The organism is Paenibacillus lacisediminis (assembly GCF_046567315.2).
On sequence record NZ_JBKIAX020000001.1, the window covers coordinates 484,592 to 500,785 of the forward strand.

General features: G+C 51.3%; 14 protein-coding genes and 1 tRNA gene. 12 read left to right on the plus strand and 3 right to left on the minus strand.

Going from position 1 to position 16,194, the window contains the following annotated elements; all coding sequences use genetic code 11:
- Positions 1–7 precede the first annotated feature (7 nt).
- The 3 genes from ACLD72_RS02055 to ACLD72_RS02065 are packed head-to-tail and all read left to right on the plus strand — an operon-like array spanning position 8 to position 1,581.
- A complete protein-coding gene (locus ACLD72_RS02055) occupies positions 8–715 on the plus strand; it encodes a hypothetical protein (RefSeq protein ID WP_410998312.1) in 708 nt (235 codons plus the stop codon).
- The gene (locus tag ACLD72_RS02060; protein WP_410998310.1) at positions 699–1,367 is read left to right on the plus strand and encodes a GntR family transcriptional regulator; all 669 of its coding nucleotides are present in this window, start codon (positions 699–701) and stop codon (positions 1,365–1,367) included. The genes ACLD72_RS02055 and ACLD72_RS02060 overlap by 17 nt, the downstream gene beginning before the upstream one ends.
- A 25-nt stretch (positions 1,368–1,392) precedes the next feature.
- Positions 1,393–1,581 (plus strand): hypothetical protein, encoded by a 189-nt coding sequence (locus tag ACLD72_RS02065; protein ID WP_458475505.1) that lies wholly within the window; start codon positions 1,393–1,395, stop codon positions 1,579–1,581.
- A gap of 809 nt (positions 1,582–2,390) precedes the next feature.
- Here ACLD72_RS02065 and ACLD72_RS02070 read toward each other — a convergent pair.
- Positions 2,391–3,320, minus strand: coding sequence for a DMT family transporter (locus ACLD72_RS02070; protein WP_410998306.1), 930 nt, complete (start codon positions 3,318–3,320; stop codon positions 2,391–2,393).
- Positions 3,321–3,428: 108 nt separating this feature from the next.
- Here ACLD72_RS02070 and ACLD72_RS02075 point away from each other — a divergent pair, with 108 nt between their 5' ends.
- The 9 genes from ACLD72_RS02075 to ACLD72_RS02115 all read left to right on the plus strand — a co-directional run bounded on the left by ACLD72_RS02075 (position 3,429) and on the right by ACLD72_RS02115 (position 13,373).
- A complete protein-coding gene (locus ACLD72_RS02075; protein ID WP_410998304.1) occupies positions 3,429–4,856 on the plus strand; it encodes a PLP-dependent aminotransferase family protein in 1,428 nt (475 codons plus the stop codon).
- 67 nt (positions 4,857–4,923) lie between these two features.
- Positions 4,924–6,483 carry a response regulator gene (locus tag ACLD72_RS02080; protein ID WP_410998302.1) on the plus strand — a complete coding sequence of 520 codons (1,560 nt, stop codon included), beginning with the start codon at positions 4,924–4,926 and terminating at the stop codon, positions 6,481–6,483.
- 4 nt (positions 6,484–6,487) lie between these two features.
- A complete protein-coding gene (locus ACLD72_RS02085) occupies positions 6,488–8,287 on the plus strand; it encodes a sensor histidine kinase (RefSeq protein ID WP_410998300.1) in 1,800 nt (599 codons plus the stop codon).
- Between the two features lie 172 nt (positions 8,288–8,459).
- Entirely contained in the window at positions 8,460–9,803 is a 1,344-nt protein-coding gene (locus ACLD72_RS02090; RefSeq protein ID WP_410998298.1) for an ABC transporter substrate-binding protein, read from the plus strand.
- A 108-nt stretch (positions 9,804–9,911) separates the two neighbouring features.
- A complete protein-coding gene (locus tag ACLD72_RS02095) occupies positions 9,912–10,802 on the plus strand; it encodes a carbohydrate ABC transporter permease (RefSeq protein WP_410998296.1) in 891 nt (296 codons plus the stop codon).
- Positions 10,795–11,619, plus strand: coding sequence for a carbohydrate ABC transporter permease (locus ACLD72_RS02100; protein ID WP_410998286.1), 825 nt, complete (start codon positions 10,795–10,797; stop codon positions 11,617–11,619). The genes ACLD72_RS02095 and ACLD72_RS02100 overlap by 8 nt, the downstream gene beginning before the upstream one ends.
- Before the next feature lie 461 nt (positions 11,620–12,080).
- Positions 12,081–12,662, plus strand: coding sequence for a pyridoxamine 5'-phosphate oxidase family protein (locus tag ACLD72_RS02105; RefSeq protein WP_410998285.1), 582 nt, complete (start codon positions 12,081–12,083; stop codon positions 12,660–12,662).
- Positions 12,663–12,696: 34 nt separating this feature from the next.
- Positions 12,697–13,197 carry a MarR family transcriptional regulator gene (locus ACLD72_RS02110; RefSeq protein ID WP_410998283.1) on the plus strand — a complete coding sequence of 167 codons (501 nt, stop codon included), beginning with the start codon at positions 12,697–12,699 and terminating at the stop codon, positions 13,195–13,197.
- A 91-nt stretch (positions 13,198–13,288) separates the two neighbouring features.
- Positions 13,289–13,373, plus strand: a tRNA-Leu gene (locus ACLD72_RS02115).
- A gap of 385 nt (positions 13,374–13,758) precedes the next feature.
- Here ACLD72_RS02115 and ACLD72_RS02120 read toward each other — a convergent pair.
- Positions 13,759–15,186, minus strand: a complete 1,428-nt coding sequence (locus ACLD72_RS02120) for an NAD-dependent succinate-semialdehyde dehydrogenase (protein ID WP_410998281.1) — start codon at positions 15,184–15,186, stop codon at positions 13,759–13,761.
- Between the two features lie 33 nt (positions 15,187–15,219).
- Positions 15,220–16,101 (minus strand): LysR family transcriptional regulator, encoded by an 882-nt coding sequence (locus ACLD72_RS02125; protein WP_410998279.1) that lies wholly within the window; start codon positions 16,099–16,101, stop codon positions 15,220–15,222.
- Positions 16,102–16,194 lie beyond the last annotated feature (93 nt).

The window sequence follows — 16,194 nt, forward strand, 5'->3', positions numbered from 1 at the left end:
AGGAAGCATGCGGGAGCAAAGCAAGTTGGGAGATATGCTCGGGGCGCTGCTCAGGGTGGATGATGAAACGTGGGGACGGTATGCTTTTTCAAGTGATATTTTAAACCAGCGTATACGGCCGGAGCAAAAAGCAGGGATGATTGCGGGGGCGGTTTCTTGCGGCAGGCAGTATGCCAGGCGAATCAGCGAGCAATATGGATGCAGGGACGTACGTTTGCTTGCTGAAAGGTTGAAGCTCCAGATCGAGTTTCAGGAAGTTTCCATGACGGGAAAACGGATTCTGTTTGCCTGCTATACACCGCCGGAGTGCATAACCATCATGGTAGAACCCATGCGCAAGGCGGCTCGGCTGGTGTCTGGGGAAGCTGCGGGCTTGGTTGATCTATTCCGGCAAGATGATATAATGAATACTATCTTGGGGCATGAAATTTTTCATGTTGTGGAAGACCGGTTTGAGCCGGAAATTTATACGCGGACTGAAAAGATTATATTATGGAATTTGCTCGGGCTTAAGCACCGCTCGACGATCCGCGCTTTGAGTGAAATCGGAGCCATGGCGTTTACCCGGGAGCTGAATAAATTAAATTATTCCCCGTTTATTCTGGATTTTCTTTTGTACTTCAGTTACGATTCTTCCGGTGCGGAAGAAATATATCGTGACGTTTTAGGAGTGGGTTCGGGAAGGTGTAGGGAAACCGTTGAAGATTATAAATAACAGCAATTCATTAAATGATGTAACTTACCATAAAATCAAAGAAGACATTATGAACATGACGTTGGAGCCGGGCATGGATGTCAGCGTCCAGAAGCTTTCCGAACGTTATGGCGTCAGCCGGACGCCGGTGCGGGAAGCCGTCGTGCGCCTGCAGCAGTCGGGACTCGTGGAAATCTACCCCCAGCGCAAAACGGTGGTTTCCAAAATCGATTTGCAGCGAGTGCGCGAGGAATGGTTTATTCGGACGTCGCTGGAATCCGCCGTGGTGGATGAATTTATCCGCAAGTGCAGCGAGCTGGTGGCGGATACGCTGCAGGAATTGATCAACAAGCAGAAGAAATATACGGACAAAAAGTATTTTATCGAGTTTTACCACAAGGACAACCGTTTCCATCAGCTTATATTTGAGACGGCGGGGGAATCGCTTGCCTGGTATACGATTGAAGAAGTGGCTTCCCATTTTAATCGCATTTGTTTGCTGCACGGCAAGATGGAAGGCGTCCTAGAATCCCATATCCATCAGCATGAAAACATGGTTGCGGCCATTCGGAGCCGCGACGCGGAAGCCTTGCGCCTAGCCGTGAAGGAGCATTCCGACAGCCTGTTGGAGCAAGTGAACAGCATGGCCAAGCAGTACCCGCAGTTTTTCTGAATGAAGAAACCGCCATTGTATGTGAATGGCGGTTTCTTTAACATTATATTTAAAAACTTCAGGCCTGGTAGAGGCCGTGAGGCAGGTGGAGAGGGTGGAGAAGAGGAGGATGGAGATAGAGATGGAGATGGAGATGAGGATGAAGGCTAAGGGACTCCAGAGGCTCTATCAGCGGAAAAATGGAGGTTTCCAAAATGTAAACGGACACAGATGACGTTATTTACCTCAAATTGGCCTGGATGAACTGGTTTAGAGCGAAATAGGATCATTTGAGTCCGTTAGACTGGGAAATACCCGGGAAATGGGCGGATAAGGTCGCTGGTGTCCGTTAGCGCAGCGTCCACTGGATTAGAAAGTGCTGAAGTACTCGGTGCTGCTGATCATGAAAGAGGGGAAGGGTTCTCGGCGTAAAACCGAAGAGGAAATCTTATACCCACCCCCCTGTGCAACCAGCGTATAGGTCTGCACGCCAAAGGGCCTCCCAAAGGGAACATTTTTCTTAGTTGGTGGGGCCAACTGGCGAAGCAACCGCCCAATCAACTGCCCAATCAACTGCCCAATCAACTGCCCAATCAACTGCAAAAGTACAGTTGATTCCCGGCAAAACTCCCTTTATGAGCGAATGAAGTGCAAAAGTGCATTTGAATTTCAGTGATTTGATAAAAAAGTATCTTTTGAGCGGAAATGAACTGCACTTTTGCATTTGAACTTCCCATTTCGAGAAGTTTCGACGGAATTCGCATGCACTTTTGCGCTTCGTGGGATATTTGGTGCTGGGGCTAAGGCTGGTTCCGGGAACCCCTGGCCCATGAACACGACCGAGCTCCGAAGGGCCCTGCGGTCCCGTTCCATAAACCCGGCTGAGTCCCGAAGGGCCCTGCGGTCCCGTTCCATAAACCCGGCTGAGTCCCGAAGGGCCCTGCGGTCCCGGCCCATAAACCCGGCGAGCCCTTCGGTCCGCGTGCACTTGCCGCCTTCGGTCCGCGTGCACTTGCCGCCTCCGTTCCGCGTACGCCGCCGCCCCTACCGCGCCTCGCTGGCTTTGCGGGCCAGCGCCGCCTTTTTCCCCGCTAACTGCTTCAGGTTGTCCAGGTTGACCAGCGCGATTCCGCCGATAATCGTAATCCCGCCGATCACGGACACGAAGGAAAGCGGCTCATGGTAGAGCAGCACGCCCAGGGTCAGGGCGATCAACGGCGAAATATACAGCCAGGTTGCCGGAAACACGGGGTTCGTCTTGGCGACCAGCCAGTAGAAGATGGTATGACCCATCATGGAACCGGCCACGACCAAGTACAGCAGCGGCAGCAACGCATTTGGCGCCAGCATGGCCCCCATATTGATGTTCTCCGTAAACAGCGACAAAATCATCAGCAGCGCCCCGCCATACATCATTTGCGCCGCGTTCAAGGCGATCGGCGAAGTGTCCGCAAACCGCCGGATGACGCGGCGGGAATAGACGGTGCCGCAAGCGTAGAAAATCTGTCCGAACAAAACGGCGGCGCAGGCGAGCAGCCAAAGTTTGCTGAACGATACCGTTAAGCCGGGGAGAAGGAGCAGAATCAGTCCCGCGAACCCGACAAGGCAGCCGGCCCACGAGCCAAAGGGAAGCTTGCGCCCGGAAATGCGGGTCTCCAGCAGCAAAATCATCAGCGGCGCTGTGGCCGATAAAACCGCGGCAATGCCGGAGCTCAGATACTGCTCCGCCCAATACAACGGGGCAAACACGCCGAAGGTGAGCGCGGCTCCGGTCAGGAACATCTCTTTGCGAAGCAGCAATGACAGCTTCGCTTTCTTTTTCCACGCCATCCACACAAACAGGACGCAGCCCGCCGCAAAAAAACGAATCCCTGCGGAGAAAAAAGGCGGAGCCCCGGCATCAACCCCCACTTTAATGGCCAAAAAAGTCGTTCCGAAGATAAGACACATGACGATGTAATTCAGCAAAACCATGTTCATTCCTCCTGTCATTGTCTCCATCATACAGGAGACTTCATAGAACAGATCGAATATAATAGAACAGATTGGATTTTAAAATTGGAGGAAGGAGGCGGGGTAGAAGTGGAAAACTATAATTTTTCCACAGTTCAAGCGGATAAGCTGTACGAACAGGTTTACGATTATGTGCTGGAGAGAATCCGGCGCGGGAAGTGGCGGGCCGACGAGAAGCTTCCTTCCGTGCGGAAGCTGGCGGCGGAGCTTCAGGTCCATCGGCTTACGGTGTTTAAAGCTTATCAGCTGCTGAAAGCAAACGGAAGTGTGTACGTGAAAGATAAATCCGGCTACTATGTGTCGCCCGGCGGCAGTTTGCCTGCCGAAACGCGGGATGACCCGATTGTTTTGGCCAACGTTCAGGGCAGCAGCCTCTCGGAAATCCATCAGGTCCAGGCCGTCTACCAATATTCCAAAGCGCTGCTTGATCCCAACCTGCTGCCGAACCACTATTTTTCGGAATATGTGAAAAAGGTGTTCGATCTGTACCCTAAAGTTCTGGGCACCTACGGAAGTGTGCAGGGGGATATGGAGCTAAGGGAAGCTTTATGCGGTTATTTAGCCGATCACTATCATTTCCATCTGTCGGCCGATGAACTGCTGATTACCTCGGGGTCGCAGGAAGCCATCGATTTGATCGCCAGAGTTTTGGTCAAACCGCGTGACACCGTTTTAATGGAAAGGCCCACTTACAGCCCGGCGATCGATGTCTTCAGGGGGCAAGGGGCCCAGATCATTCCCATCGATATTTCGGAATCAGGTTATCGGCTGGATGAGGTGGAAAGGCTGATGCAAACCTACAAACCGCGCCTGTTTTACCTCAACCCTACCTTTCATAATCCTACGGGCTACACGGTTCCGGCCGAGCAGCGCAAAAGACTGGTCGAGCTCGCCCAGCAATATCAATGCCTGCTGATCGAGGACGATCCTTACCGGGACATCTATTTTGGCGAAAAACCCCCACTGCCGCTGTTTTCCTATGATACGGAGGGGTGGACGATCTATATTCGCAGCTTCAGCAAATACGTGGCTCCGGGGCTCAGCATCGCCGCTACGGCCTGCCGTCCGCCCGTGATGAAACATGTCTTAAAAGCCAGGTCTTTATCGAACAGCGGCACGCCGCTTCTGAATCAGAAAATTTTTCTGCATTATTTCTTTTCGCAGCGGATGCAGCAGCATTTGGAAAAACTGCGGATCGCGCTGGCGATTCGGCGGGACATCATGGAGGAGGAGCTTGCGGCGGCAGGCTGGAGGTGGTCCAGCCCGGAGGGGGGCTTTAATTTATGGGTCAAGCTGCCGGAGACGGTCTCGATCGACAAGCTGCTCGTCGAAAGCGTCAAACGCTCCATCACCTTTGTGCCCGGCTCGATCTGCGATCCGCTAAGGTCGTATGAATCCTGGATCAGGCTCAGCTATTCTTATCTGAACGAGCAGCAATCGCGGGAAGGGCTGAAACGTTTTGTCGGCTTGTACCATATGCTTGAGCGCGGGGAGTAGCGCTCAAGATGCAAAAATGAAAACGTTGTCAAAAAAGTCTAACTTTCACTAAACAGGGGGGCTGGGGATGCGCGAGCTGTGCAAAATATTGATCGTTGATGATGAAATATTGGTGCGGCAGGGAATCAAACATCATTTGAACTGGGAGCAATATGGCTTTCAAATCGTCGGCGAAGCCTCGAACGGCAAGGAAGCGCTGGCGATGATGAAGCGGTTGTCGCCGCATATCGTCATTACGGACATCGTGATGCCGGTGATGGACGGCGAGGAATTTACCCGTGTCCTGAAAGCACATGATCCTCAGGTCGAAGTGATCGTGCTCAGCAGCTATGGGGAATTTAATTATGTTCGCTCGACATTTCAGAGCGGGGTCGCCGATTATATCCTGAAGCCCAAGCTGGAGACAGAGGAGCTGCTGCAGGTGCTGCAAAAAACGGCGCGGAAAATTCCCGGGCTGCATTATAAGGAACAGGCGGGGGATGGCGGCTTGCCGCTGGAGCAACGGCTGGAGCGGCTGCTGGCCGGCTTTCCGCCGGAGGATGACGAGTGTCTCCAGGAGTTTTTTCCGTACGACACGTTTGTGCTGCTCGGGGCGGACCTCAGCCGGGCCGCCGGGGAGCCGCACCACTATATCGCCGGACTTGCCGCCAGCCTGGAGGCACGTCTGAAGGAGCAGCCTTTTCCGGTCCAGCCGCGGACGATCCCCGTGGACGGCAAGCGGCTGCTGATGCTGGTCAATCTGCCGCGGGAGTACGTCCGCCAGGCCGTTCACACGGTCAAAGAGCTTGCCGCCGGCAAAGCGGAGGCCATGCCCGAAATGGTCTGGGCGATAAGCTCCGGCTTTGCCGACGTGAACCGGCTTGAGGCGGTTTACCGCGAGGAATGGCTGCAGTTGCTCCACTACCGGTTTTATTTTCCGGACCGGGTCTTGATGCTGCAGGATGAACTGCCGCCCGCCCGGGAGCCGGAGGTTTTTGATATGAAGCGGCTGCTGGCCGACTTAAAAAAGGAACGTTATGCCGAGGCGTTTGGCCGCTTGCGCGATGATGCCGCCCGGGCGGCGGGCAATTACCGGACTTCGCCGTTTGAGTTCAAGTCGTTTCTCGGCAACGCCATTTTCAACATGACCGTCGTTATCACGGAAACGAATGAGCGTCTGAAGGAACTGGACGACGTGAAATACGCTTATTTTAAAGCGATCGATGCGGCGAAGGACGCCGGGGAGGCGATAGCGCGGTTGAACGGCTTTTTGGAGGAAGCGGAAAAGCTGACAGCCGCCCAATCCCCGCCGGTAGGCGACGGCAATATGAGGATGCTGCTGGAATATATCGACGAGCATTACGGCGAGCCGCTCACCCTAAGCTCGCTCAGCCGGCATTTTCATTTTAATCCGTCGTATCTTTCCAGCTATTTTTCGGCCCATATTGCCGAAGGGTTCAGCGAATATCTGAACAAAATCCGCATCAACAAGGCGGCCGAGCTGCTGCGCAAAGGCGAGTTGACCATCGCGGAGATCAGCGGGCGGGTGGGCTATTCGGATCACAGTTATTTTACGAAGGTGTTCAAGAAGCAGACGGGGATGTCGCCCAGCCAATACCGCAGACATGATTACGGCAAGAGGGACTGATTTTATGCAAAAAGCGCTTGAAAAACTAAGCCGTGTGCGGCTGTTTACTAAACTGTTCCTGGTGATGACGGTGAGCATCGCCGCCGTCTGTTTGCTGACTTCGCTCATTACGATCCGCATGTCGGAGCGGCTGTTTGCGGAAACGTTCAGCATCACCAACGGCAAGGTGCTGCAGCAAATCAACACCAGTCTCGATTCGTTTAACGATTCGATCGTGAACGCCGCCACCTACGCCGCCCAGAGCGGTACGGTAAAAACCTATTTGACCGGCGGAGAGCTGGACTCGGTTTCGATGTCCAAGGTGTTTTACCGCATGTCGGAGCAGATGGACCAGCTTGCTTCCAATCTGGGTGCCTTTGATGTGGCCGTGACGATTACGGGCATTAACGGCCGCAGCTATTCGACTGACCGGTCCTACTGGCCGGTGACGGGGGAGGAGCTGGCGGCAGATCCGCTGACCGCAAGGACGGCGGCCAATCCCGGGCGCATTTTGTACCAATACGATAACCGGCAAGGCGCGGACGGGGCGGAGGAGGATTTCATCATTGCCAGCAAAGCGCTGGTAGACCGGACCCGCGGACTTCATTACGGCACATTGTACATCGCGATCCGCGAGCGGGAGTTTAAGCAGTTTTTCGAAAGTTTCACCAGCGCCGGCAACGATGTGCTAGTGCTAGATACGAGCGGGGGGGTCGTGTCCGCCAACCGGCCGGAACTGATCGGGACCACTGTCCCAGAACTGCTGGACGATGCTGAAGCGATTGCCCGCAGCCGGCTCGATTACCATAGCGGTACCGTGCTGGGCAGGGAGCGGATTATTTTGTCCCATGCTTTGCCCTCATACAATTTTTACCTCGTGAACCTGATTGACCGCCAGTATACCGCAAGGCAGATCATCAACGTAAAGTCCGTGGCGCTCACCTGCATGATCATCATCGTGTTAGCGATGCTGGTCGTTTTCGTCATGTCGCGCAGGCTGACCGGTTCGCTGACCCGCCTTGTCCGCCAAATGTCCACGATCGCGAAAAAAGATTTCAGCAACTACATAACGGTAAGCGGAGGTTTTGAGGTTAGAGAGCTGGGCAAGGCGTTTAATTACATGCTGGATGAGCTGAACGATTACATCCGCCGGCTGCTGGAGACGCAAAAGGAGCAGCGGAACGCGGAACTGGCAGCCTTGCAGCGGCAGATTAATCCGCATTTCCTGTACAACACATTGGCGTCGATCAAAATGCTGGTGCAAAAAGGGAGTAAGGACACGGCCGCGGAAACGATCAACGCGCTGATTTCGCTGCTGCAAAACACGATCAGCAACGTCAGCGAGACGATCACGATCGAGCAGGAGCTGGAGAACATGAGAAATTACGTATTTATTAACCATGTGCGGTATGGCAACCGGATCAAAGTAAACTATTTTGTCTCGCCGGACTGTCTGCATTACGAGGTGCCAAAGCTGATTATCCAGCCGTTTATCGAAAACGCCTTTTTCCATGCCTTTAACGAAAAAAACGAAGGGACCATTTACATCCTCGTCTCCAAAAACGATGGTTCGCTGGTCTGCGAGGTGGCCGACAACGGCGACGGCATGAAACTGACCGAAGGTACGGGTGCACTGCCTAACGCAAAAAGCAACCGCCAGCTGTTTACCGGCATCGGCATCCAAAACGTCGACAACCGGATCAAGCTGCTGTACGGAGAGTCTTACGGAGTCCATATTTCCAGCGCCAAAGGGGAGGGGACGAAAATCCGCATCGTTTTGCCGCTGGTGGCTGGAGCGGACGAAACTGAAGCGGCATCCAAATAATTTACCAAAATCCAAAAATATGACCAAAACGATGTATGCGCTTTCCCGCAATGAACAATAAAATCACCAATCCGCACAAAGATATTTCTAACCGCCCCAATTGCCGCGATGCTATCATAAAAACGGAAATCGAAAGCGCTTTCCAAACAAACAAGCAGGGGGATGAACAAAGATGAAAAAAAGCTTGATTCTGATGCTTGCCGTTATGCTGTTGATGTTGGCCTTATCCGCTTGCTCGGCGGGTTCGGGCGGATCGGGAAGTTCCAGCGGTTCGGAGGGGGAGGCGAACTCGGGAGCAGGGAATAGTGGCGGCGGTTCCGGCGGCAGTCAGGAAATCACCGTTTGGGCGTGGGACCCGAACTTCAATATCGCCGCGCTTAGAATCGCCAAAGAGAGATATGAAGCGAAGCATCCGGACGTGAAGGTGAACATCGTGGAATATGCGCAGGCCGATATCGTGCAGAAGCTGAATACGGGACTGAATTCGGGTACGACAAAAGGGCTGCCGAACATCGTGCTGATCGAGGACTATCGGGCGCAAAACTTCCTGCAGGCGTATCCCGACGCCTTCCGCGAGATGTCGGACGCAATCAAAGCGGAGGATTTCGCTGAATACAAAATCGGGCCGACCAGCTATAACGGCAAACAATACGGTGTTCCGTTCGATTCCGGCGCCACCGGGCTGTACGTCCGGACGGACTATCTGGAGCAGGCCGGTTATACAGTGGACGATTTGACGAACATCGACTGGAACCAGTACATCGAAATCGGTAAAAAGGTCAAAGAGGCGACCGGGAAAGACATGCTGACCCAGGACCCAAACGACCTCGGCATCATCAGGGTGATGGCGCAGTCAGCCGGTACCTGGTATTTGCAGGAGGACGGCAAAACGCCGAACCTTGCCGACAATCCGGTCATCAAGGAAGCGCTGGAAACGTACAAAGCGATGTTTGACGCCAATATCGTCAAAATGAACGCGGACTGGAGCCAGTTTTTGGCCGCCTTCAACAACGGCGATGTGGCTACGGTGCCGACGGGCAACTGGATCACGCCTTCGGTTAAAGCAGAGGCGACACAATCGGGCAAATGGGCGGTCGTGCCTACGCCGCGCTTGGCGAATAGCGCCGGTTCGGTTAACGCTTCAAGCCTTGGCGGCAGCTCCTGGTACGTCATGAACATGGACGGTCAGGACACCGCGGCGAATTTCCTGGCCGAGACGTTTGGCTCCGATGCGGAGATGTATTCGGAAATGCTGGAAAAAGCCGGGGTCATTGGCTCGCTCAAGGCCGCCTCCAGCGGCGACGCCTATGATAAAGCCGACGAGTATTTCGGCGGGCAGAAGATTTACGCCGACTTCGCAAAATGGACGGAAGAGGTGCCGAAGGTCAATTATGGCCTACACACCTATGCGATCGAAGATATTTTGGTCATTGAAATCCAAAATTACCTGAACGGCAAAGACGTCGACAGCGTTATTCGCGACGCCCAGGCTCAAGCCGAAGCGCAATTGCAGTAAATACCTGCGGTCATAACGGTAAAACCTTGGGCTGTTCCTGGTTCAAGGTTTTACTGTGATCCGGCCGGTTCGCGGGTTGTATCCGAGAAAAAGGAGATGAAACCGAAGATGAGAGCATCCGGCTCCGCCCTGCGCCTCAAAGCTTCCGCCGTCGGCTGGTTGTTTGTGATCCTGGCTGTATTAATGATCGCGGTCTTTTATTTTTACCCGATGATTCAGGCCCTGATCCTGTCGTTCCAGACCGGCACCGGTTCAAACTTAAGCTTCAACGGGCTTGGCAATTATAAACGCCTGTTCACCGATACAATGTTCATCACCGCGGTCAAAAATACGTTCATTTATCTGCTCGTGCAGGTGCCGCTTATGGTGCTGCTGGCTTTATTTGTTTCCGTACTGCTGAACGACCGCCATTTGAAGTGGAAAGGCTTTTTCCGGACGGCGATTTTCCTGCCTTGCATCACCTCGCTGGTGGCGTATTCGGTTATTTTCAAATATTTGTTTGCGGATGGCGGGCTGGTTAATTCGTTGTTAATGAGCTTGCATGTCGTGGGAGAACCGATACATTGGATCACCGATCCGTTTTGGGCGAAGATGACGATCATCATCGCCATTACGTGGCGCTGGACCGGGTATAATATGATTTTTTACTTGTCAGGCATGCAAAATATCGATCCGTCGATCTATGAGGCGGCGAGAATCGACGGGGCTTCGGCGGTGAAGCAGTTTTTCCGCATTACGGTCCCGATGCTGAAGCCGATCATTTTGTTCACCTCGATCACCTCGACGATCGGCACGCTGCAGCTGTTCGATGAGGTGATGAACATTACGAAAGGCGGACCGGGCAACGCCACGACCTCGATTTCGCAGTACATTTACAATTTGTCGTTCAAATATTCGGCGGATTTTGGGTACGCGGCTACCGTTTCGTATTCGATCGTGATCATGATCATCGTGCTGTCGATCCTTCAATTTAAAGTGGCAGGTGACCGCAATGCTTAAAGTCAAAAGAATGTCGATGTATCTGTTTCTCGCCGTGGCGGCGTTCGTGTCCATTTTTCCGTTTTTGTGGATCATCGTCAGTTCGACGAATCCGTCTGTCGATGTTACCCGGGGGCGGCTGCTGCCGGGAGCTTATTTCATGGCCAATCTGCGTAATTTGCTGGATTCCGTCGATATCGTGAACGCTTTGAAAAATTCCTTGATCGTCTCCGTGTCGACGACGCTGCTGGCGCTGCTGATCGCCTCGCTGGCCGGTTACGGCTTCGAAATTTACCGCAGCAAGGCGAAGGATATTGTGTTTAATATTTTGCTGCTGTCGATGATGATCCCGTTTGCGGCGATGATGGTGCCGTTGTACCGGATGTTCGGGAAAATCACCAACCTGATCCCGCTGATCGGCATCGATACGCTGGCCGCGGTGGTGCTGCCGGCGATGACGACGGCGTTTCTAATTTTCTTTTTCCGGCAGAGCACGAAAATGTTCCCGAAAGAGCTGCTGGAAGCGGGACGGATCGATGGCTTGTCCGAGCTGGGGTTGTTCTTCCGCGTGTATGTACCCACGATGAAAACGACGTACGCGGCGGCCGCGATCATCACGTTCATGAGCAGCTGGAACAACTACATGTGGCCGCTGATCGTGCTGCAAACGCCGGAGAAGCAGACGGTGCCGCTGCTGATTTCGACGCTCGGTTCCAGCTACGCGCCGGATTACGGACTGATCATGCTGGCGATCGTCATATCGACAGTGCCGACGGCGCTCGTATTCTTTGTGATGCAGAAGCATTTCGTCGCCGGGATGATCGGTTCGGTGAAGTGATATTACACTCTGGGCGGCGGCCGGCCACTGAAGCGACCACCCGTCGACTTCAAAATAGCGGCACTTTATGTACCTATTATCCGGGGGCCTGACTAGTTCACCCTCATTAGCGGATTTTTTTTGTACTTATTTTCCGATGAATGGTCCAAGAGCGCGGGTATTTCCTTGCAACTTGGGATAATAGCGACATTAATTTCCCTTATTTCACTTTCAGAGGGGGATATCGCCGGAATAACGCCATTTTTTGTCCTTTTTTTGCTGGAGAATGACGGAGAATTGGCCGCATCCTAAAAGAGGAATGCGGCTCTTTCACACTATTCTTGGACAATCGTCAGTAACCCGTCAAATATCAATTTTACTATTGATTTCCAGAGGTAATCATGGTATTTTTGTTTCAAGGTTAACAATATTTAATTAAAATTTGTATGTAGTACCAATATCATGAAGAAGGTGGGAAGGATATGGGGATTAAACACGAGGCTCTTTTGCCGAAGCATAAAGAGTTCATTCAGCGTCAGCATCTTTTCTTTGTCGGCTCGGCACCATTGTCGGAGGAAGGACATGTGAATCTTTCGCCCAAAGGTTATCGTTCCTTTTGCATTCTGTCGGACAATCAGGTGGCTTATCTGGATATGTCGGGCTCGGGCAACGAGACATGCGCGCATATTTTGGAAAATGGCAGAGTGACCCTGATGTTCTGCGCGTTCGAGGGGCCGCCCTCTATTGTCCGGCTTTACGGCACGGGGACGGTCGCGCTGCCCGGCTCAAGCCGGTGGGAGGAACTGTATCCGCTGTTTGACCCGCTTCCGGGCGCAAGACAAATGATTGTCGTTGACGTTCATAAGGTGCAGGACTCATGCGGCTTTGGGGTCCCGTTCATGAAATATGAGGGCGACCGGAATAAGCTCAAGGAAATATCGCTGAAATTTAGCAAAGAACAGCTTGAATCGTACTGGCACAAGGCGAATGCAGCAAGCATTGACGGCTTGCCGACGGCTTTTGGTTTGCCTGATTTGCAAGAAAACGAGCGCCTGCTAAAATAGAATAATGCAGATATAGGAAGAAAGGGGGGCGAAAGTGAATACGTCCGAAAGGCTAAAGCAGCTGGTTTACGGGCAGTTTCTCCGTTTTTCGCATATGATGGAGCAGTCGTTCGACATGGAGTTGGACGAATTCGCCGATCAGGCGCGAGAAATGGGGCTTGACTCGCTGCCGAACAATCTGACGAGCGTTCATGTGCTCGACTGCATCGGCAACCACGAGCCGATCAACAATACTTCCATTGCCGACAAGCTGAATTTATCGAAAGCGAGTATTACTAAAATCAGCGCCAAGCTGCTAACGGAAGGTTATGTTAAGCGCGGCCAACTGAACGACAATAAGAAAGAAGTGTACTTCAGCCTGACGCCCAAAGGCAGGCGGATTTTCGAAGCGCATGAAGCGATGCACCAAGTGATGGAACGTAAGTTTTTGGACGCCTTTGACTCGTTTGCCGAAGCCGAGCTGCTGGCGGTGCTGAAGTTCTTCCAAACGATGGCCGACTATCTGAACGAAAGGCAAGCGGCGGGGATCAAGTAACGGCAAAAAAGATATTTTCTTGGCTTGACTCCCCAAAACATTCGTGATAATATATATTTCGTTGCTGCAAAACAATGCACCGACGAAATATGCGGTCGTGGCGGAATTGGCAGACGCGCACGGTTCAGGTCCGTGTGGGCTAACCCCCCGTGGAGGTTCGAGTCCTCTCGACCGCATCAACATTACAAAGAACAAGCTCTTGAATTTCCTTTTATGGAGATTCAGGAGCTTTTTGCATATTCGGAATTTGCGAGGTATTGCTCATTACTTGAGCCGAAGAAAGCTACGCACAATGATATCTAAAATGACGTAAGCAACGATATTCCGATTGTCAGCATCGACAGACATTTCAATTAAGAAAATTACCTGGGCAGCGTCACTTCCGTTTTCAGCGAAACGATGAATCGGGAGGTTTATCGTCTTCCGGTTATATTTAGACAAGGCAAGACGACTTGATTACGGTTCAAGATCATGAGAAAAACATCATTTGCACGGCGGTTTCACGTTGCGAGTTGCCGGTTTGACGTTTTTCTTCTGATAAATTGGAAACGTTTCAACTGATTAATTCAATCCAAGCGAGATATATTTCACCTCTAAATAATCCTCAATCCCGTAGTGGCCGCCTTCGCGTCCCAATCCGCTTTCTTTAAAACCGCCAAATGGTGCTTGGGCAGCGGAGGGAGAACCATCATTTAAACCGATGATCCCATAGTCCAATGCTTCCGAAATGACAACTGCCTCATTGATATTCTCTGTGAACACATAAGCAGCCAAGCCGTACGGAGTGTTATTGGCACGCTCGATTGCTTCTTCAATCGTTTTAAAGGATGTAATCGGGGCCAGTGGTCCAAAGGTTTCTTCATGCATACAAATCATGTCATCCGTAACGTTTGTTAATACCGTTGGCTCTATAAAAAATCCAGATTCTGTTTTCAGTGGGCTGCCCCCTGCCAGAAGGTGTGCGCCTTTTTCCACAGCATCCTCAATATGCTCCATCACTTTCTGAACTGCTCGATCATTAATAAGTGGACCAATGGAAACATTTTCCTCGAATCCATTTCCTACCTTTAAGTTTGCGACTTTTTCAGCAAATTTTTGAGAGAATTCATCCGCAATCGATTCCTCAACGTAAATTCGGTTAGTACAAACACATGTCTGTCCGGCGTTTCGAAATTTAGAAGAGATAGCGCCTTCCACGGCTTTGTCCATATTTGCATTGGCGGTAACAATCAGCGGTGCGTGTCCGCCCAGTTCAAGAGATAATTTTTTTACCGTATCGGCAGCACCGCGCATTAAAATTTTCCCTACACGTGTGGATCCGGTAAAAGTCAGCTTCCGAACACGGTCATCCCTTAGCCAGACGGATGCAATAGGTTCGGGAGCCCCTGTTACCACATTAATTACACCTTTGGGAATTCCTGCTTGCTGAGAGAGCTCGGCAAGCTTTAATGCAGTAAAGGGAGTCTCTTCAGATGGTTTTAAAACGATTGTACAGCCAGCAGCAAGGGCTGGTGCGACTTTTCTCGTAATCATCGCAGCCGGAAAGTTCCATGGGGTAATCGCTGCCACCACACCGACAGGTTGTCTTTTCACGATGATACGTTTGGCAGGGGAGGAAGCTGGGATCGTTTCGCCGTAAATTCGTTTTCCTTCTTCTGCAAACCAAGCAATATAATTGTTTGCATAATCAATTTCACCTTTTGCTTCTGCAAAAGGTTTGCCCTGTTCCGTTGTCATTATTTCTGCCAGTTCATCCCGGTGTTCTTCAATCAGCCGATGCCATGCGAATAAAAGCCTGCTCCGTTCATCAGCTGTTTTTTTCGACCAGCTTTTAAAAGCGGTATAGGCGGCATCTACTGCCAATTTGGCTTCTTTTTCTCCGCCATTTGGAATGGTACCGATCACATTTCTTGTAGCTGGGTTCATGACTTGGAGCGATTCTTGGGTATCAAGCCATTCTTCGTTAATATAAAGTTTATTTGGGAACATAGAATTTTCCTCCTAAGCAAGTATGTGAAAAATCTATATCAACGTAAGATTAAACCTCTGTCTTGAAATCCGGATAAATTCGGACATGGCTGCAGTTTCATAAGTATCTTTACGACGTATGAATAGTGTCGGGGTTTTATAGAACTCTTCCGAGATTGCTTGAGATCGCAAGTTATATTGAACCATGGCTCTTTCAACCACAGAGCGAGGTAAAAGGGATACTCCGAGACCAGCATGAATACATCCAAGGATTCCTTCCAATGTTCCGAACTCCATGATCTTAGCAGGAATAATTCCTTGCAAATGCAACCAATCCTCGAGTTTTCGCCGGTATGAACACCCAACACGAAATACCAGTAAAGTCAGATTTCGCAATTGTGCAGGCTGGTCTATTGAGGGGAACTGTCCTCCCGATATGAACGCAAGTTCCTCAACCCCTATCTCCGTAATCTCGAGCTCAGCATGATCAACTGGCGCAGCTACGAAAGCTCCGTCCAACTCGTATTTCAAGACGAAATGAATGAGTTCTTCCGTTGTTCCAGTTTTTAATGCCAAATCCACCTCTGGGTAAGATTTATGGTAATCGGCGAGAATAGACGGCAGCCGAATCGCTGCTGTAGTTTCGGGCGATCCGATCCGAAGCGGCCCTCTTGCAATTGAGTTATCTGCTACGACTCGTTCCGCCTCTTGAGTAAGGAAAATAATTTTCTCGGCATAGGTTTTGAGTGCCTCTCCGGATGTTGTGAGCCGAACCCCTTGCCGCATACGACGAAATAGCGCTGTTTTCAACTCTTTTTCAAGCTGCTGGATACGGATGCTTATACTCGACTGAACATATTCCATTTTTTCGGCTGCTTTGGTAATGCTTCCTTCGTTCGCAACCGCCAGAAAAATCTGCAAGTCCCGGATATCCAACGTCATTCCTCCATCTAATTATTGATAATTTTAATACTACAAATCATTTAAATTCATTTTACACGATATTTGTGGGGGGATACAATTAGTTTA